This window comes from Agrobacterium sp. DKPNP3, from assembly GCF_052686535.1.
The window spans coordinates 35,266-55,325 of sequence record NZ_JBQYSN010000024.1; the positions used below are offsets into that span (position 1 = coordinate 35,266).

14 protein-coding genes and 1 pseudogene are annotated in these 20,060 nt (G+C 57.2%); 13 read left to right on the forward strand and 2 right to left on the reverse strand.

Features of this window, described 5'->3' with window-relative positions:
• Positions 1–2 precede the first annotated feature (2 nt).
• Together basC and ACUTJJ_RS09395 are read left to right on the forward strand one after the other, a co-directional pair.
• Positions 3–1,367 (forward strand): putative histamine N-monooxygenase, encoded by a 1,365-nt coding sequence (gene basC, locus ACUTJJ_RS09390; RefSeq protein ID WP_445541966.1) that lies wholly within the window; start codon positions 3–5, stop codon positions 1,365–1,367.
• Entirely contained in the window at positions 1,351–3,156 is a 1,806-nt protein-coding gene (locus ACUTJJ_RS09395; protein ID WP_445541967.1) for an IucA/IucC family protein, read from the forward strand. Before basC ends, ACUTJJ_RS09395 begins: the two co-directional genes overlap by 17 nt.
• A gap of 33 nt (positions 3,157–3,189) precedes the next feature.
• Here ACUTJJ_RS09395 and ACUTJJ_RS09400 read toward each other — a convergent pair whose 3' ends face one another.
• Entirely contained in the window at positions 3,190–4,050 is an 861-nt protein-coding gene (locus ACUTJJ_RS09400; protein WP_445541978.1) for a helix-turn-helix transcriptional regulator, read from the reverse strand.
• A gap of 251 nt (positions 4,051–4,301) precedes the next feature.
• Here ACUTJJ_RS09400 and ACUTJJ_RS09405 point away from each other — a divergent pair, with 251 nt between their 5' ends.
• Entirely contained in the window at positions 4,302–6,554 is a 2,253-nt protein-coding gene (locus ACUTJJ_RS09405; RefSeq protein WP_445541968.1) for a TonB-dependent receptor, read from the forward strand.
• Entirely contained in the window at positions 6,554–7,657 is a 1,104-nt protein-coding gene (locus ACUTJJ_RS09410; RefSeq protein WP_445541969.1) for a GNAT family N-acetyltransferase, read from the forward strand. Before ACUTJJ_RS09405 ends, ACUTJJ_RS09410 begins: the two co-directional genes overlap by 1 nt.
• Before the next feature lie 560 nt (positions 7,658–8,217).
• Here ACUTJJ_RS09410 and ACUTJJ_RS09415 read toward each other — a convergent pair.
• The gene (locus ACUTJJ_RS09415; RefSeq protein ID WP_209091860.1) at positions 8,218–8,955 is read right to left on the reverse strand and encodes a DeoR/GlpR family DNA-binding transcription regulator; all 738 of its coding nucleotides are present in this window, start codon (positions 8,953–8,955) and stop codon (positions 8,218–8,220) included.
• 333 nt (positions 8,956–9,288) lie between these two features.
• On the opposite strand from ACUTJJ_RS09415, the gene ACUTJJ_RS09420 reads away from it, so the two are divergent.
• The 9 genes and pseudogenes from ACUTJJ_RS09420 to ACUTJJ_RS09460 form a co-directional block, all read left to right on the forward strand.
• The gene (locus tag ACUTJJ_RS09420; protein WP_209089783.1) at positions 9,289–10,335 is read left to right on the forward strand and encodes an autoinducer 2 ABC transporter substrate-binding protein; all 1,047 of its coding nucleotides are present in this window, start codon (positions 9,289–9,291) and stop codon (positions 10,333–10,335) included.
• A 71-nt stretch (positions 10,336–10,406) separates the two neighbouring features.
• The gene (locus ACUTJJ_RS09425; protein WP_445541970.1) at positions 10,407–11,906 is read left to right on the forward strand and encodes a sugar ABC transporter ATP-binding protein; all 1,500 of its coding nucleotides are present in this window, start codon (positions 10,407–10,409) and stop codon (positions 11,904–11,906) included.
• A 13-nt stretch (positions 11,907–11,919) separates the two neighbouring features.
• The gene (locus ACUTJJ_RS09430; protein ID WP_445541971.1) at positions 11,920–12,897 is read left to right on the forward strand and encodes an ABC transporter permease; all 978 of its coding nucleotides are present in this window, start codon (positions 11,920–11,922) and stop codon (positions 12,895–12,897) included.
• Between the two features lie 14 nt (positions 12,898–12,911).
• Complete coding sequence (locus ACUTJJ_RS09435; RefSeq protein ID WP_445541972.1) at positions 12,912–13,910, forward strand: ABC transporter permease; 999 nt, start codon at positions 12,912–12,914, stop codon at positions 13,908–13,910.
• Between the two features lie 4 nt (positions 13,911–13,914).
• Positions 13,915–14,997 (forward strand): aldose 1-epimerase family protein, encoded by a 1,083-nt coding sequence (locus ACUTJJ_RS09440; protein WP_445541973.1) that lies wholly within the window; start codon positions 13,915–13,917, stop codon positions 14,995–14,997.
• A 24-nt stretch (positions 14,998–15,021) separates the two neighbouring features.
• Entirely contained in the window at positions 15,022–15,960 is a 939-nt protein-coding gene (gene rbsK / locus ACUTJJ_RS09445; protein ID WP_445541974.1) for a ribokinase, read from the forward strand.
• 19 nt (positions 15,961–15,979) lie between these two features.
• On the forward strand, positions 15,980–16,939 hold the full coding sequence (gene deoC, locus ACUTJJ_RS09450) for a deoxyribose-phosphate aldolase (protein ID WP_445541975.1): 960 nt from the start codon (positions 15,980–15,982) through the stop codon (positions 16,937–16,939).
• Between the two features lie 10 nt (positions 16,940–16,949).
• Complete coding sequence (locus tag ACUTJJ_RS09455; protein ID WP_445541976.1) at positions 16,950–19,346, forward strand: aldehyde dehydrogenase family protein; 2,397 nt, start codon at positions 16,950–16,952, stop codon at positions 19,344–19,346.
• A 467-nt stretch (positions 19,347–19,813) separates the two neighbouring features.
• Positions 19,814–20,060, forward strand: a pseudogene (locus tag ACUTJJ_RS09460) (RHE_PE00001 family protein); the annotation flags it as partial.

Below are 20,060 nucleotides of genomic sequence, written 5' to 3' on the forward strand. Positions count from 1 at the left end.
CCATGACCACACTCGATCTTACCGGTATCGGTATCGGGCCTTTCAATCTTGGCCTCGCCTCGCTTCTCTCCTCGCACCCCCAGGTTTCGGCAACGTTCCTGGAGCGCAAACCTGGTTTCCGCTGGCATGAGGGGCTCATCCTGCCGGGAACGACGTTGCAGGTACCGTTTCTTGCGGACCTCGTTTCGATGGCGGATCCGACGCACCGCCTGAGCTTCCTCAACTATCTGGCCGCCCACGACCGTCTTTATAAATTCTACTTCTATGAGAATTTCCTGATCCCACGCCAGGAATATGATGATTATTGCCGTTGGGCCTCTCAGCAGCTCGATAGCTGCCGGTTCGGCGAAACGGTTGCCGACGTGCGGCACGACGCTGCGACCGATACGTTCGTAACTGAAACCTCCGCTTTGGGCGGCACGACGCGCAGCTATCGAAGCCGCAATATCGCCGTAGGGATTGGAACGTCTCCCTACCTACCGAAGTGGTCAGGGTTGAATGCCAACTCGCCGGTTTTCCATTCCGCCGAATTTGCCAAGCGCAAGGCGGAGTTGATGAAAGCCCGTCGGGTGACCGTGATAGGATCGGGCCAAAGTGCCGCTGAATGTGTGCTCGCGCTCTTTAGCGAACTGACACCGCAAAGGGTGGCGGCAGGAGCATCCATTCGCTGGATCACCCGCTCGGCGGGTTTCTTCCCCATGGAATATTCCAAGCTCGGATTGGAATATTTCACGCCCGACTACATGCGCGAGTTCCACAGGCTGCCGCGCACGACACGACGACAGACGGTTGCCGATCAAGGATTATTATACAAAGGCATCAGCTTCTCGACGATTGGGGATATCTTCGACCTGCTCTACGAGCGCTCCATCGGTGGGCGAGATCCGGGCCTGTCGCTCGCGCCCAACTGCGATGTCACCGATATCCGATCATCCGGGTTTTCTGGTGGACTGAAGATCGGCCTGCGGCACAATCTTTCCGGCGAGGAAAGTGCTGTCGAGGCTGATGCGGTCGTTGCGGCAACCGGTTATCGCCACGCGTGGCCGCAATGGCTGGACACGTTGAAGGAGCAGATGCTGGAAACCTGTGACGGTGGCGACTTGATCGTCGACGCTGATTTCCGCGCCAGACGACGCGACGGCGGCGCAGGAGCGATTTTCGTCCAAAACGCCGAAACGTTCCAGCATGGCGTTGGCGCGCCGGACCTTGGCCTCGGCGCGTTCCGCAACGCTGTCATCATCAATCAGTTGCTCCAAAGAGAACACTACCGAGTCAATGCGCGATCTGCCTTCCAGGATTTCGCAATTGCGAAAGACCACGCCCCGTCCTCGACAATTTCAGGAGACGTCTATGCCCGCGCCGTTTGACACGCTTTATCGCCCCGCCTTTGCGCCGTCCCTTTGGAAAGAAACTTCCCGCCGATTGCTCGCCAAGGTTATCGAGGAATTCGCCTATGAACGTGTTTTCCCGGTAACGTCCGACAAGCCGGGTCACTATCGGATCGACTTTTCGGCGGTTTCCTACAGTTTCAAGGCCAAGCAATATGTCTTCGATAATCTCTCGGTCGAACCCCAGAGCATTCTGAGACATGCTAATGGTATCAGCACGCCGGTTCATGATCCGCTGGCCTTCTGCGCAGAGGTGCTGCCGGAACTGGGCGTCAAGCCCATGACGACAGCGCATTTCATCCGTGAGCTTGGCAATACCCTCGTCTCCGATGCTCACATCGCAGCCCGTGCCGGCAAGACCGGTGCAGAGCTCGCCGAGCTCGATGATATCCGTATGGAAGGCGAGATGACCGGACATCCTTGGGTCACTGTCAGCAAAGGTCGGATCGGCCTTGGTTATGCGGACTATCTTGCTTATACCCCGGAAAACCGGTCGCCATTGAAGATCGTCTGGATCGGCGTAAGCCGCGAGCGAGCGTCCTTCGCTGGTGAGGCGGGGCTGACAAACGAACGGCTGGTGGCCGAGGCTATTGGTGAGACGCTCTACGAGTCATTTGTTGGCAGGCTGAATTCTGCAGGGTTCTCGACCGAGACCCATCATATCATGCCGGTTCACCCGTGGCAGTGGGACCATATGATCTTGCCGCACTTTGCAGCGGATATTTCTTCGGGGCATATCGTGCTTCTGGGGGAGGGAGACGACCTGTATCTGCCGCAGCAATCTGTCCGCACCCTTTCGAACGTCAGCACCCCTGCAAAATCGACGCTTAAACTGTGCATGACGATCCTTAATACGGCGGTCTATCGCGGTATTCCCGGAAAGCGGGCGCTGACGGCTGCGCCGTTCACGACCTGGCTTGATGACCTCCTGAAGAATGACGCTTTCCTCTCGAAAGATTGCGATCTCGCGCTTCTGGGAGAGCGGGCAGGCATGCATTATACGCATCCGCAATTTTCGAAGGTTCCCGGCGCGCCTTATCAGTTTAACGAGATGCTTGGATGCCTGTGGCGCGATAGTCTACAAGGACATTTGAAGCCCGGTGAAACCGGCATGCCGCTCGCCGCATTCATGCATGCCGGTAGCGATGGCAAGCCGGTGGTGCAGGCGCTGGCGGAAAAAGCGGGGGTCAGCGTCGAAAGCTGGCTGGGGCGGTTCTTTGATGTCGTGCTGCCTCCGGTTTACCACCTCCTTGCCCGTCATGGCCTTGCCTTTTCCGCCCACGGGCAGAACGCGACGGTTATCCTGAAGGACGGGCTACCGGTGCGGTTGGCGTTGCGCGACTTCATCGACGATGTCATCGTCTGCGATCTTAATTTCCCTGAAAGCGACAGCCTGCCGAAGGAGGTTCAGGATGTGCTGCTGCGCCTGCCGGCTGATTTCCTGATGCACTTCATCCAGACAACGCTGTTCATCTGCGTCTTCCGTTACATGTCGGTGCTGCTGGACAAGAGGTCGGGCCTGTCGGAGGAGGCGTTCTGGGCGCTGGCTGGAGAAAGCGTTAGGCGCTATCAAGCCCGTTTCCCAGACATGGCTGCACGTTTCGCAATCTTCGATCTATTCGCAGATGACTATCCCCGCCTTTGCCTGAATCGCGTGCGCCTGTTCACCCATGGTTATGCCGACGATGACGAGCGGCCGGTGCCGGATTTCCAGGGCATGGTCAACAATCCTCTCGTCCATTTCGACCGGAAGAAAGACGCAGCCTGACGAGCCGGCAATCGGTTCGAAGGTTTCAACGTATCAAACGGTTTGCGTCGTCATGCGGCGCAAATCCGTCGGGCGTATGCCGTAGCGGCTGCGGAAAGTACGATTGAAATAGGACAGGTCGTTGAAACCCACGCTGTAGACGATCTGGCTGATTGGCGTTGCGGCATTATCGGAAAGAATTCGGGTTTTGGCGAGCACCAGCCGCCGCTCCAGCACGTAGCGTGAAAAGGTGGTTCCCGCCTTGCTGAAAAGCTTTTGGATCGCGCGCGGTGTGATCCCCTCGGCCTGCGCCACATCGGCTATGGAAAACGAGCCATCGGCCAGATTTTCCTCGATCATCGCTTTGATTGCCTCAAGCCGGCTCTGCGGCACCGCCGAAGGTGCCGCCTCGGCCACGTATTGGGCGAGAACGGGCAGCAGCGAATAAAAGTGAGCCACCATCATGCTGGCGTGCTCCTTGTCCTGATGGTCCTGGCGCAGCAGATAACCCGCATAGTTGGTCAGGAGCTGTAACGGCAGGCATTCTGCTAAAAACGGCCGCAACAAAATCCGGTCGACGGATTTCCGCGCAAGCGTAATGCCGGCGTGGGGAAGATGCGCACAGTCGAGGCGCCCGCCTTCGGGCAGGACTATTTCCGACATCATGTCGGAGGGAAGGAGGATGACATCGCGCGGTGCCATCTCGAAGCTTTGTTTGCGATGATGAACGATCAACGGCCCGTCCGTCGCCCTCAACATCACGATATCAGGCCTGCCCACCCCATGTGCAGTCAGACGCAATGCGGTCCTTGGCAGGTAAACGGTGGCCAGCGACAGTTCCTGATGTTTCCAGACAAGGCCGGTCACGCCTGCCAGATCACCGTCTTCGACGGTTATCGTTGCTTCCCCCAGCATATCCAGGAGTATCGTGCGGCAGACCAGCCTGCTTTCTGAATCGGGCAGGGTAAGGGTTCCAAGTTTCAAGGGTCGGATCACTTCCATGAAAAATCAAACCTGTCTTTTCTGTTGATGTTCGCATCTATCCAAATCGGGTTCGTCCCCATCCAAGCCCGGCCGTTTCATAGCGCATAAAACATGATAAAAATAGTCTTGTATTCTTCCCGGTTGGACGAACCGGGAGATATTTTTTTCGCATTGGGGGCGACATGATCGGAAAGTGGAATGTCGGCGTTAGTCTTCTGGCTATCGTCGTTGCAATTGGTGGCGGCACCAGCCGGGCGCAGGCGCAGGATGCATCGCAGAGCGAGCAACCAAACAGCGGTTCGACGGTGCTGGAGCCGATCGTCGTGACCGGCAGCCGTATACCCCAGCAGATTTCGCGAACGGCGCGAACGATTTATGTCGTCGATGCACAGGCCATCGAGACTGAGGCCCGCTCGGGCAAGTCGCTACAGCAGATTCTCGCCGAGAAAGTTCCAAGCTTCGACCCCGCGAGCGAAGGCGCGCGCACGGCTTACGGCCAGAACCTGCGAGGACGCACAGCCCTCATTCTTATCGATGGTGTTTCGATGAACTCGGCCCGCTCGCTCAGTCGCCAATTCGATTCCATAGACCCCTTCAATATCGAGCGCGTGGAGGTCCTGTCCGGTGCAACGGCGATCTATGGCGGCAATGCGACAGGCGGCGTCATCAACATCATCACGAAGAAGGGCAAGGATGCGCCGGAAGGTCTGCATGGCGAAGTGACGGCTGGCCTCGGCAGCGGCTTTGGGCACACCCGCGACATTGACCGCAATGGTGCGGGTGCGGTGACCTATAACAGCGAAAACTGGGACGCGCGTTTCGCCATTGCCGGTAACCAGACAGGTGCCTTTTACGACGGCTCCGGCACGATGCTCACGCCTGATATCACCCAGACATCCACCGCTTTTAACAAGCGTGTCGATTTCATGGGTACCGTCGGCCTTCAGTTTGACGACAACAGACGCCTCGAAGTATCAGGCCAATTTTACGACAGCGCACAGGATTCGCCATTTGGGCTTTATCTTGGCGCGGGGCTTGCCGGCATACGCAATTCCAAACTGGTCGAAACGCGGGATGGATACCGGTCGGATTTCAATCCCCGAACGCGTCGCACGATGGTCAACGCGACCTATACTGACAATGATTTCTTAGGCCAGGAGCTTCTTCTGCAGGGCAGCTTCCGACGGGAAGAAATCCGGTTTCACCCTTTCCCCGGCAGCGCGATTTTCTCTCCCTTCGTCTATTTCGGCGGCAGCTCGCAGGATACCGATTATTACAGCCTGAAGGCAGCGATGATCTCGGCGCCTCTGGACGGGCTGAAGGTTACCTACGGCATCGACGCCGACCGGGATTCGCTGAGTTCCAAACAGAATGTCTTCGATTTCCTCAGCGTTGCAACGACTGGGGCCATGGACTTCAAGACACGCGGCATAACGGGACTCTACCCCGATATTGATGTCTCGACCGTGGCCGGTTTCATCCAGGGGTCTTATGAGGCGACAGATCGTCTGACGGTCAACGGCGGGGTGCGTTATCAATATGTTACCACCGATATCTCCAGCTTCGCCGGAGCGGCACAGCAGGTCGCCGTCCTGAACAGGGTCGGTTCCTCCGTTGATAGCATCCCCGGCGGCGACGTCAGTTACGATGCCGCTTTGTTCAACGCAGGCGCGACCTACGATTTGACCGACGTGCAGCAGGTCTATGCCAATTTCAGCCAGGGCTTCGAGCTGCCTGATCCGGCGAAATATTACGGGATCGGCAGCTACAGGCTCGTCGGCGGCCGTTATGTCCTCTTGAACAGCGTCAACGTGGGCGACTCGGCACTCCAGGCGATCAAAACGAACTCCTTCGAAGTTGGTTATCGCTTCAATGACGATACATATAGCTTCGAAACGGCGGCATATTATTCGCTCTCCAACCGATCCATCGAGCTGAACCGCACGACCTTGGCCGTTGATGTGGTTGATCGTGAACGACGCGTCTATGGTATCGAGGCGAACGCTAGCGCGAAACTGGATTACGGCTTCGACGTTGGCACATCAGCGCATTGGGTGAAGTCGGAAATAAAAAGCGACGGTCAGTGGGAAAAGGAAAGCATCGGCAGTGCCAGTGTTTCCAAACTTGGTGGTTATGTCGGCTGGACGAAAGATAACTTGAACGTCAAACTTGCCGGGCAGCATGTCTTCAGCCTCAGTGACGATGACAGCCGGACGATCGATGATTACACCCTGTTTGATCTAACCGGCGCCTATCATTTCGAAGCTCAGGACACGACGCTGCGCTTCGGCGTGATGAACCTCTTCGACAAGGATTACTCGAATATATGGGGCGCTCGCGCCAACGCTCTTTACGGGGCTTTAGCAAACGAGGCCGTGTTCGACTACAAGGGGCGCGGACGCACTTTCGCCGTGTCGCTAACGAAAGTTTTCTGATGAATTGGCAGGGCGACATGCGGCGGGAGATCGTCACTCCCGCCACACCCCGCGACGTGGGCGGAATGACCAGTCCTGGTGTCTATCTCGCCTTCAATCTCCATCGCCGCGGACCAGTTGGGGTCTATCGAGACGGTCAGCAGCTTCTGGTTTCTGATGCTCATGGGGCAAAGGCAGCCTTCCATCTTTCAACGGATGACAGTGTTGGAAAGATCGAGGTTGCGGACCTGTCGGTCGCGGCGTCCGGTGCTTGGCGTCTTGCCGCCGCAGCGTTCGAATGCCTGTTTTCCTCGTCTCCAGCGCTTCGGTTTATGACGCTGTCGGGCAATGGTTGGGCAAGTTTCGAAGAGGAGTTTGCGGCCCACGGGCTTTATATGCACGCGGCATCCACCTCGTCACTTCCTTCCGTGTGGGCAGATATGTTCTGGCAGACGCAAGGTCTTTGGAATGCACCCGCCACCGCGTTGTTCCCCCGCCACGAAATCCATGACGGCAGAGTGTCGCATCCCTCACGTCCACGCAAACCTGTCGGAACGGTCTATGCCCGCTACATTCCCTGGCTAGGCGGCGTCCTTTCTTTTGATGTGGCGACCCTAGACGACCTGCCGGAGGTGCACCGCTGGATGAACAGTCCCCGTGTGAACGAGTTCTGGCATGAAGCTGGAGACGAAGATCGCCACAGGCACTATCTGGAAGGCATGTTCGCAGACCCACATATCATGCCGCTTATAGGCCGGTTCGGTGGCAGGGCGTTTTCCTATTTCGAGGTGTACTGGGCAAAAGAAGATGTCGTCGGGACCTTCTGCGATGCGAACGACTATGACCGCGGTTGCCACGTTATCGTGGGTGACGAGGCATGTCGTGGCCGCGAGTGGTTCACCGCCTGGCTGCCTTCCCTTCTGCACTACATGTTTCTTGACGATCCGCGTACAGAGCGCATCGTGCAGGAACCAAGCAGCAACCATCACCGGCAATTGAGAAATCTGCAAAAGTCCGGCTTTTCACATCTCAAAAGCGTTGATCTGCCAACGAAACACGCCGCCATCATGACCATTGGCCGACAGCGCTTCTTCTCTGATCGGCTGTGGCATCCGGCCGATTAGTGGCTGGAATTTTGGACTAGCATTCTTGCCGCATGAGAAAGATTGATATGCGCACCGGCGGTGAATGGGGTCATTGATATGCTCGGCCTGGTGGCGCAGTTTTCCCGAGCCGTCATTGTCATGTCGTCAACCGTTCCGAAATGAAGATTTCCTGTTGGCTGTCGTTATTCAAGAACGGCCCGCTATGTGTCGACACCTAATTCGAAGAATGGGGTGGGACAAGAAAAAATGGGGCGACAAAAGCGGCGCTGGGCGGTTTGGCGAGCATGCAAGCCGAGTTTCGGCAAGCGGAGTGTCTTCGCGCGGCTTGGTCAGTCAGCGCATGTCAAACGTCAACCTATGGCCAAGGCGCTTTAGATGTGGCGCACCCCTAATGCTCGTGCAGGTGTTTCGACACTCGCCTTGTATCCAGGCCATCAATCAGTCGCAACCGCTTTGCGCGGTCGGATCGTCTTGCCGGTCCCGCTGTCCTTTTTGCCAACTATCTCGGATGACTGGGGCGTGGTACAGAAAAAATCCCTAGATGCATCACTCTCGTATCGAATGGCAGCAAGCCATTGTCAGCTTATCTTAACCCATGGTGCAGGCTGATCGGACACAATAGAATTGAAATCGCTGATGGAAGCGTAACGTGCGGCTCGCACCTTGGTGAACTTGCTGCTGTCCACGACAAGATGCTTTTGGACCGAGCGCTGCATAACGATCTGCTTGATTGGCACTTCATGGAAGTGCGAACAGGTCACGCCATGCTGTTCGTCTACGCCGCCGGCAGATAAAAATGCCTTGTTAATGTTGATGCGCTTCAGCACCTCGATGCCCTCATCACCTGAAAACGAGGCCGCTTCCGGGTGATAAACCCCTCCAAGCATGATCAGGCGGGCATCGCTTCTTCTCGCCAGCTCCTCTGCAACATTAAGGGAATAGCAGATGACGGTGACATGGGCATTTGCCGGAATCTGCCGCGCCAAATGCGGCATCGTCGTTCCGCAATCGATGAATACAGTATCATACGGTTCGATCAGAACCGCCGCCTGCGTACAGGCCCGCGCTTTTGCAGTCGCGTGACTGTCCTTCTCCTGCTCCAGCACATAGTCGCTGCTAACGTTGCCGTCCTGAACCGGAACAATATATCCGCCAAGACAGCTTAGCCGCTCGCCATCGGCAGCAATGTCGCGCCGAATGGTAATTTCTGAGACGCCAAGCCGGGACGCGGCGTCGCGCAGCCTCAGGATACCCGTCTCCTGAACCAGCCCAGCCAAGGCATCCAACCTGGCATTGTGTGCACTTATTCTACTCACCTTGTCTCCGCTTTCCGCTTGTCGCTGCGCTTCAAATTTCGGTGTTATTTTGCTCGCAATCGCACTTCTCTGCGCTTGACAGGAGAATAACAAACATGAAACGATCGAAACATAATGATCGGATTGTATCATAATAGTTCGCATTATCGGGAGAGGAAAACAACAGGTTTCTAGGCCACATCTTGGCTAATGCACCGGGGCATGGGAGGCCTTTCCGGGAGAATAAGTAGGCGTCGGACGCGGAAGCGGTTCCGGCGTTAGGGATCGAACATTTTCGGGTGCTGCGACTGGAGTTGGTCCGGCACATTGCGGTTTCAAAGGGAGGAGTTATTCGTGAACAAGATTTTCACTACCATAGCGCTTGCTGCAACGCTTTCGGCCTCGGCTGTTTTTGCGCAAAGCGCCGTCGATGCATCTAAGGTCAACAAGGAGCTGATCACAGCGGCGAGCGGCAAGAAATACACCATCGCAACTGTCGTGAAGGTGGATGGTATTGCGTGGTTTGACCGCATGCGTGATGGCGTCGAGCAGTTCAAGGGCGATACCGGAAACGATGTCTGGATGGTTGGCCCAAGCCAGGCTGATGCCGCCGCTCAGGTGCAGATCGTTGAAAACCTCATCGCACAGGGCGTTGATGCGATCGCCATCGTGCCGTTCTCGGTCGAAGCGGTAGAGCCGGTGCTCAAGAAAGCCCGAGATCGGGGCATCGTCGTCATCAGCCATGAGGCTTCCAACATCCAAAACGTCGATTTCGACATCGAAGCCTTCGACAACAAAGCCTATGGCGCCAACCTGATGAAGGAACTTGGCAAATCCATGGGCGGTAAGGGCAAGTACGTCGCCACCGTTGGCAGTCTGACTTCCAAGTCGCAGATGGAATGGATCGACGGCGCCGTCGAGTACCAGAAGGCAAACTTCCCGGAAATGTCGCAGGCGACCGAGCGGCTGGAAACCTATGACGACGCCAACACCGACTACACCAAACTCAAGGAAGCAATGACTGCCTATCCGGACATTACCGGTATTCTCGGCGCGCCGATGCCGACATCCGCAGGCGCTGGCCGCCTGATCGCCGAGGGCGGCCTGTCGGGCAAGGTTTTCTTCTCGGGAACGGGCCTGGTTTCCGTTGCCGGCGAATACATCAAGAACGATAATATCCAGTACATCCAGTTCTGGGATCCGGCCGTGGCCGGTTATGCCATGAACATGCTGGCTGTCGCGGTTCTCGAGAAGAAGAATGAGCAGATCAAGGCGGGTCTCAACATGGGTCTGCCCGGTTATGAAAGCCTGCTGGTTCCTGACGCCTCCAAGCCACACCTGCTCTACGGCGCAGGTTGGGTCGGCGTGACCAAAGAAAACATGGACAAGTACGACTTCTGATCCGAACCACGGAGGGAGGGGCAACTCTCTCTCCGTGCACCCCCGTGTTTCCAGCCTTGCACGAGGCCATTATGACTGAAAATCTGATCGAGCTGCGCCACATCGGTAAGCGGTTTGGCGGCGTGAAGGCGCTCGATGACGTATCGTTGAGCATTCGCCCTGGCGAAATCCATTGCCTTGCCGGGGAAAACGGTTCCGGCAAATCCACCGTCATCAAAATCATGTCCGGGGTTTACACACCCGAGGACGGTGAAATTCTGATCGACGGGAAGCCTGTCGGCAAACTCGATCCGGTAAAATCCGTTCACCACGGTATTCAGGTAATCTATCAGGATTTTTCGCTGTTCGGTAACCTGACGGTCGCCGAGAACCTGGCCATCAATACCTTTCTGATGGAAGGTCGCAAGACGGTCGACTGGCGACATGTCCGTGAGCTGGCCCAAAAGGCGTTGGACCGCCTCGGCGTGAGCATCGATCTTGATACGGATGTCGGAACCCTGCCGACCTCTGGAAAGCAGATCGTGGCGATTGCCCGTGCCGTCATGGCCGATGCACGCCTGATCATCATGGATGAGCCGACGACGGCGCTGACGCGCCATGAGGTTGATGCCCTCTTCAAGATTGTGCGTGACATTCAGGCGCAGGGCATCGCCGTGCTTTTCGTCAGCCACAAAATGCGCGAGATGCTCGAAATCAGCGAGCGTCTGACAGTTTTCCGCAATGGCAAGAAGGTGTCCGAAGGACCGATCGCCGAATTCGATGAGCCGGCAATCACCCGCGCGATGACCGGGCAGGAGTTGACCGCCCACAGCTACAAATGGGCACCGCAGGAAGGTGCGGATACACCGGTGCTGGAAGTCCGCAACCTCTCGGTTCCGGGTTCCGTGGAAAACACCGACCTGACCTTAAGGCCAGGCGAAATCGTCGGTATTTCGGGTTTGATCGGTTCGGGTCGTACCGAACTTGCGCTGGCGCTGTTTGGCATGCGCCCCGATTTTACCGGTTCGGTGCGCCTCGCAGGCCGCGACGTTCACCCAAGGACCGTTCAGGAGGGTATTGCCTGCGGTGTCGCTTATGTGCCTGAAGATCGCCTGACCGAGGGTCTATTCCTGACGCAATCGATCGAGCGCAACATCATTGTCACGTCGATTGAGAAATTCGTCCGCGGTCTTTTCATCAATCGCAAAAAGGCGGACGAGACGACTCGCGAAATGTTCTCGGCCATGCAGATCGTGGCGCCAGGACCGCACACGCCGGTCAACCATTTGTCCGGTGGCAACGCACAGCGCGTCGTTCTGGCTCGCTGGTTGTTGACGGGTGCCAAGGTGCTGATCCTGAACGGCCCGACCGTCGGCGTCGATGTTGGTTCCAAAGCACAGATCCACACTATCATCCGCAAGCTGGCCGAAAAGGAAGGTCTCGCCGTGCTGATGATTTCCGACGATGTGCCGGAACTGGTGCAGAACTGCAACCGCGTGCTGGTCATGCATCGCGGCCGTTTCGTTGACGAGTTGACGGGAGAGAGCATGACCGAAGACGCCGTTAACGACCGGCTCAAGACGCTGAATTGAGGGGTCGCAAGACATGAAATTCCTGAAAAGCACAGAATTCATTATCGCCTGCGTCTTGCTCGCGGCCATGGTCATCATCGGTCTCATCAATCCAGCCTTCTGGTCGCTCGACAACATCTTCGGCCTGTTGCGCTCCAATGTCGTGATCGGCATCATGGCGCTCGGCGTATTGCTGGTGATGATTTCCGGCGGCATCGACGTATCGTTCACGGCCTTTGCCATTGCGGCGATGTATCTGACTGTGCGCAGCATGGTCTATCTCGGCTATGATGGCGTGCTCATTCCCTTTGTTGCGGCAACGCTGATTGGGCTCATTCTCGGTGCTTTCAACGGTTTCATTATCCATCGTTTCAGGATGATCCCGCTGATCGTGACGCTCGGAACCGGTTCGATTGTGCGTGGTTTGGTTCTCGGCCTCGTCGGTACCAGCATCGTCAACATCAACAAGATGCCAAAGGAGCTGATCGAGTTCGGCAAGACCGATATTATCTCGCTGACGTCGGCCACTGGATCGACTTTCGGTCTGACCGCGATGTTCCTGGTCTATCTGGGGCTGGCATTGGTCATTCATCTCATCCTGACCTACACCATGATCGGGCGCAGCGTTTATGCCTATGGCGGCTCTCCTGAAGCAGCCAAACGTGTTGGCTTTAATACAGGCGCGACGATCTTCTTTGTCTATTGCGTCGCAGGCGCGCTGGCGGGCTTCTCGGGCCTGCTGCATTCCTCGATGATCTGGCTTGCCAACCCGCGTGATTTTGTCGGTCTCGAACTCGACGTAATCGCGGCCGTGGTTCTGGGCGGTGCATCAATCTTTGGCGGACGCGGTACGGTTCTCGGCACATTGATGGGCGTGTTCATGCTGGTGATGGTCAAAAATTCTCTGATCATCATGAAAGTGGACACGACCTGGCAGCGCGTCGTTGTCGGCCTGATCATCATCATTGCCACCGCCATCACGGCATGGCGCGACCGCAAAAGCATAGCGTGACGGGAGAGCGCATCATGAAAAATTCGTTCGACATGCGTCGGCTTTTAGGCAACGACAGCAACATCATTCAGCTCCTTGTCATCACCGTTATCGTCTTTGCGCTGATGACCTGGATGAACCCCGGCAAGTTCCTGAACTACTACAATTTCGAATCCATCAGCTACATCATGCCCGAACTGGGGATCCTCTCCATCGCCATGATGGTTGCCATGCTGACCGGTGGTATCGATCTGTCCGTTGTAGGGATTGCAAATCTGGCGGGTATCATCGCCGGCGTCTATTTCCATTCCACAATGGTTCAGGCGGGGCAATCCTCCACTTCGGGCGTTGTGTTCTACACCGGGCTCGGCATCGTCCTCGCCATGGCGGTCGGCCTGCTGGCCGGTCTGATCAACGGCCTTTTGGTCGCGAAGCTGCGTATTACCCCGATACTGGCGACACTCGGCACAGGTCAGGTGCTGATGGGGCTGGCGCTGGTATTGACCGGCGGCCCGGCAATCGTCGGCTTCCCTGACGCGTGGAACTGGATCGGCAACGGCAAGATCCTGGGTATAGCGACGCCGTTTCTGCTGTTCATCGGCGTCTGCATCACCGTGGCGATCCTGCTGACGCGCTCGACGCTCGGCATTAACCTGATGCTGATCGGGACCAATCCGCGCGCAGCCGTCTTTGCAGGCATCCGCAAGGATCGCATGATGCTCTATTCCTACATGCTGACCGGCGTTCTGGCGTCGCTGGCGGGCATCATTCTGTCTGGGCGAACCAATGCAGCGAAATCCGACTACGGCGCGTCCTATCTGCTTCAGGCGGTGCTGATTGCAGTTCTCGGCGGCACAAATCCGGCAGGCGGGAAGGGGCGGGTTCTTGGCATCGCCATTGCGCTGATCGCCCTCATGCTGCTCTCCTCCGGTTTCCAGATGATGCGGTTCTCCAACCACCTTATCGACTTCATCTGGGGCGCATTCCTCATTCTCGTCATCGCCATCAATGCGTGGCGAAACCCGGGCAGGTGATCCCATGCAGGCGACAGAATTTCATCTCCGCAGGCAGGACTTCGCCGATCTTCCGCATCTTCTAGCCGCAACCGATGGGCTGAAGGTTACCACCTTCCGCTACGCCAGCGGCGTTGAGGCGCTGCAATTGGAGAACCGCCACGGCCGGATCGTCATATTGCCATTCATGGGGCAGATGATCTGGAGCGTCGAGTTCAACGGTGTGGACCTGACTATGGGAAGCCGCTTTTCGATGCCCCGACCTGCCGGTTCAATCGTCGAGACATACGGATGTTTTGCATTCCATAGCGGCATGTTGCGCAACGGATGCCCGTCGCCGCAGGATAATCATGCGCTGCATGGCGAAATGCCCTGTGCCGCCATGGACAAAGCCGGCCTTGTCATCGGTCACGATGCGCGCGGCCCCTATGTTCGGGTCACAGGCGAAGTCGAATATGTCATGGGCTTCGGCGCCAATTATCTGGCCCGACCCAGTGTGACTTTGCATGCTGAGGACACGCTTTTTGGCATGGTCATGGACATCGAGAACCTCTCATCAGCGCCCATGGATCTCATGTATATGTGTCATGTGAATTTCGCCTATGCCGAGGGCGCACGGATCGTTCAGCCCGTGCCCTACACGTCGGCGCATGTGAAGGTGCGAACGGCCGTACCCGGCCATGTCACACCAAATCTCGATTACATTTCCCTGCTGGAGACGCTCGCAAGGCAGCCTTCGGCCATGGAAGTGCTCGACGAACCACAACGTTACGACCCCGAACAGGTGTTCTACATCAACGGCCTGCCGGCGGACGGTGAGGGGCTCACGCATCTGATGATGCAACGACGTGAAGGTGATGGCTTTGCCATCTCCTATTCGCTTTCAGCCTTCCCGAAGACGGTGCGTTGGATCCTGGTTAACGGGGATTCGCAGGTTGCCGCATTCGCCCTGCCATCCACCTGCGAGCCGGAAGGCTATCTCGCGGAAAAGGCCAAAAACAACGTGCAAAGACTATCACCGGGTGAACGCAGGGTCTTCCCGGTACGGCTGGGCTATCTCGACCACGCTGCCGCCGATCGGTTCGGCGCCAGGATCAGCGCCCTTTAAAACAGATAAGCAGGGAATATCGGCATGAGCAAGAAAATCGGGGTCGTCGGCTCCAACATGGTGGATCTTATCACATATGTGGACCGTATGCCTGGACCGGGCGAGACCCTTGAGGCGCCCACCTTCGAGATGGGGTGCGGCGGCAAGGGTGCCAACCAGGCGGTTGCCGCGGCGCGCCTTGGTGCTGAAGTGATGATGGTCACCCGGGTCGGGGACGATGTCTTTGCGGATAACACCATTCGCAATCTTGCAAGCTTTGGCGTTGAAACGCGTCATGTGGTGAAGGTTGCCGGCAAATCCAGCGGTGTCGCGCCGATCTTCGTCGAACAATCTGGCGAGAATTCCATCCTCATCGTCAAAGGAGCCAATGCCGACCTTTTGCCTGTTGAGGTCGACAAGGCGGCCGCCGATCTGAAAGAGTGCGGCCTGATCCTGATGCAGATGGAAGTGCCAGTCGAGACCGTCTATCACACCATCGAGCTCGCGGCCAAAAACGGTATCGAGACGATCCTCAATCCCGCCCCTGCCGCTGCCAATCTCGATCCTGAGCGCATCCGCCATGTAACCTTCCTCGTGCCGAACGAGAGCGAGCTTGCCTTGCTGTCGGGGCTGCCGACCGACACCGACGAAGACATCGTCACCGCCGCCCGTTCGCTGATCGCACGCGGCATTCGCACCGTCATTGTGACCCTGGGCGGGCGCGGTGCGCGCATGATTACGTCAAATGAGATCGTCAACATCGAACCCGTCAAGGTAACGCCGAGAGACACTACGGGTGCGGGCGATGCCTTTATCGGCGCCTTTGCCCGCTTTTACGCCGAAACGCGCGAGGTCGTATCCTCCCTGAAGAAGGCATCGCTTTACGCGGCGCATTCCATCACCCGTCCCGGAACACAGAAGGCCTACGCCAGCCTTGAAGAGTTCGAGGCATTCTGCCGCGACCATGCCAATGGCGCAGCCTGACCAGAAGAATGGACAGAAAATGAGCGAAGCATTTCCCAGAAATAACGGCACCGCTCTTAAACCGGAATGGTTCGAAGATGTGTCGGTCAATCGCAGCGCTTCCGAACGGCGTGCAGCGACGATCACCACCCGGCGCTCGGTCAAGAAGGAATACCAGGTCGCCTGGCAGATCAAGGCCATCACCTGCATCGATCTGACGACGCTCTCCGGCGACGACACGCCCGGTCGCGTGCGCCGACTGTGCGCGAAAGCGCGCCGTCCGGTCCGGGAAGACATTCTCGAAGCAATAGGCCTTGCAGATGCCGGCATCACCACCGGCGCCGTCTGCGTTTATCCGACCATGGTGCCCCACGCCGTCAAGGCGCTGGAAGGCACGGCAATTCCGGTCGCATCGGTGGCGACGGGCTTTCCCTCCGGCCTGACCCCGCTGCCGCAACGGCTTGCCGAGATTCGATATGCCGTCGAGCAGGGGGCCAAAGAGATCGATATCGTCATAACCCGCGAGTTCGTTCTGACGCAGAACTGGACAGCACTTTATGACGAGATTTCCGCGATGCGTGAAGCCTGCGGCGACGCCCATATGAAAGCGATCCTGGCGACGGGCGATCTCAACACGCTGACCAACGTCTACCGCGCCTCGATGGTGGCGATGCAGGCAGGCTCAGACTTCATCAAAACCTCCACCGGCAAAGAAGAGGTCAACGCCACCCTGCCGGTCAGTCTGACCATGGTTCGGGCACTGCGCGATTATGGCGAACTCACCGGCCAGATGGTCGGCTTCAAGCCCGCAGGCGGGTTGAAGACGGCAAAGGACGCACTGTCGTGGTTGACGCTGATGAAGGAGGAGCTGGGCAATCGCTGGCTGGAGCCGGACCTGTTCCGCATTGGCGCCAGTTCGATGCTTGGCGATATCGAGCGGCAGCTCGAACATTTCGTAACCGGCCGCTATTCCAGCGCTCAACACCACGCTGCCGCATAAGGACTGAAACATGCGACCCATTAAGGACATTTTGGAAACCATGGAATATGGACCTTCCCCCGAAGCCAATGGTGACGTGAAGCAGTGGCTCGACGGTCACGGACGCTCGTTCGGTCACTATATCAACGGCCGGTTCGTATCGCCTGATGGCCGCAAGACGATTGCCGTCTCAAACCCCGCAAACGGGGATAAGCTGGCGGACATCATTTGCGGCAATCAGGAAGACGTGGATCAGGCGGTCAAGGCCGCTCGCACGGCCTTCGGAAAATGGTCGAAGATGTCGGGTCACGAACGCGCCCGTTATCTCTACGCCATCGCCCGTCATATCCAGAAGCGCGAGCGCTTCCTTTCCGTTCTGGAAACGATGGATAACGGCAAGCCGGTCCGCGAAACCCGTGATATCGACATTCCACTTGTTGCCCGCCACTTTTATCATCACGCCGGATGGGCCGAAATGGTGGAAGACGAGTTCCGTGGTTTCTCGCCCGTCGGTGTTTGCGGTCAGGTGATCCCCTGGAACTTCCCTCTGCTGATGCTGGCGTGGAAGATCGCGCCGGCACTTGCAGCTGGCAATACCGTGGTGCTGAAGCCTGCCGATCTGACACCGCTGACTGCTGTCGCCTTTGCGGAAATTTGCCACGAGGTCGGCCTTCCGGCCGGTGTCGTCAACATCGTGCAGGGCGATGGCTCGACGGGTGCTGCGATCTGCGGCCATGACGGCGTCGACAAGGTTGCCTTCACCGGCTCGACCAAGGTCGGCCGCGTTATTCGCGAGCAGATTGCCGGTTCGGGCAAAAAATTGTCGCTGGAGCTGGGCGGCAAGTCACCCTTCATCGTGTTCGAGGATGCCGATCTTGACGCGGCGGTTGAAGGTGTTGTTGACGCGATCTGGTTCAACCAGGGAGAAGTCTGCTGCGCCGGTTCCCGGCTGTTGGTGCAGGAAGGCATTGCCGAGAAATTTTATGCACGGCTGAAAAAACGGCTGGAAACCCTCCGGGTCGGCGATCCGCTCGACAAGTCGACCGATGTCGGCGCGATTGTTTCCGCCACGCAGGTGAAACGTATTACGGATCTGGTCCGCAAAGGCGTGGAAGAGGGCGGTGAACTCTGGCAGAGTTCCAACCCGTTGCCAGCCACCGGCAATTATGTCGCTCCCGGCTTCTTCACCGAAGTCGATCAGGCGTCGACGGTCTGCCAGGTGGAAATCTTTGGCCCGATCGCTGCGGCTACCACATTCCGCACGCCGGATGAAGCCGTTTCGCTGGCCAACAACACCCGTTACGGCCTCGCCGCCTCGATATGGTCGGAAAACATCAATGTCGCGCTTGATCTGGCTGCCCGGGTCAAGGCAGGCGTGGTCTGGATCAACTGCACCAACATGCTGGACGCCGGTGCAGGTTTTGGCGGCTACCGTGAAAGCGGTTTCGGCCGTGAAGGTGCGCGCGAAGGGCTTTACGAATATCTGGCAGCAGACTGGGAAAAGAACCTGTCGGTCAGTAAGCCCGCTGAAGCCTTCACGCCATCCGCATTACCGAATGCTGACAGCAAGATGGCGATCGATGGCCTTGATCGGACCATGAAAAACTATATCGGCGGCAAGCAAGCGCGCCCCGACGGCGGCTACAGTTATTCGGTCACCGGTAAGGGCAATGCCGTGATTGGCATGGCCGGCATAGGTAACCGTAAGGACATCCGCAACGCTGTGGAAGCCGCGTCCAAGGCTGGCAGCTGGAGTTCCGCAACCGCCCATAATCGCGCGCAGGTGCTCTATTATCTCGCAGAGAACCTCGATGCGCGGCGTGACGACTTCGTTGTCCGCATCGTCGATAGCACCGGTGTGAGCGAAAAGAAGGCGAGGGACGAATTCGACGCGTCTCTGCGTCGCATTTCCTATTACGCCGCCCAGGCCGACAAGTTCGATGGCGCCGTGCACTCCACCAAGTCGCGTCACGTCACGCTTGCCATGAATGAGCCGTGGGGCATCGTCGGTATCGTTTGCCCGGATGAGGCGCCGCTCCTGTCGCTGGTGTCGCTGGTGCTGCCGGCAATCGCCATGGGCAATCGCGCCGTGGTCATACCGTCACCGCGACATCCATTGATTGCTGGCGATTTCTATCAGGTTGTGGATACATCGGATGTGCCCAGCGGGGTCATCAACATTGTAACCGGCGAACGCGACATGCTTGCAAAGACGCTGGCCGAGCATGATGACGTTGCGGCTATCTGGTATTTCGGATCGGCTGACGGGAGCGAGATGGTAGAGCGGGCTTCTGCGGGGAACCTAAAGGCCACTTGGGTCAATAATGGGCGTCAGCCGGATTGGCTTGACCGCACACAAGGGCAGGGCCGTAACTATTTGCGAAGGGTGATTCAGGTGAAGAACATCTGGGTGCCATACGGAGCCTGATCGAAATCTTGGCTGATCAACAACTGACAAGCTTGTCTAAGGGGGGCTGGCGGCCCCCGGTAAGGTTTTATCCGTGAGATCAACCCTGAGGAGGCACTTGCACGCTGTTGGGGCGCTGGGAGGCTGGTCGAGACGCAAACTGAAGCAGTAGCGTTGGACAATCTGAGTACTTCTCCACGCGATTATATGCAGGAATGCTTAGGCTTCAAAGTGGTGGTTCGTAAACGGGCTGTTATATGGCAGAAATATACTTTGTGATCAAATTCACAAGAAGTCGGGAAAAGTATATTAAAAAATTTATACTTTTGCGTTATAATATATGAATATAAAATATTTTCTCGAAATAAAACTCTATTATTGATATGGGATACTTATCGATGGCCAGGCGTGGCCTGGAGCATCATGAGGAGTAAGGAATGTTAACCCTGACATAGATTTCCTTTTGCAAATCGTTTACCATAAAAACAATGGCTTACGATCTCGCGAAAATCAGCATGATAGCCCTGATGCGGCCGACCTTCGAGGCCGGCATTGCCCTGACGCGTCTAGACGAGCGCATCGCCCGCTCGCCCGTCGGCACCGGCTGGATCGAACGGCAAAATTTCGCCGATGCCTGCGCCTCGCTGTGGATCGACGGCGAGCTCGTCCATCTCGAAGACCTCGTCCTCCACGACGCCACCCGCGATATCCGCACGCCACCCACGAACTCACCAT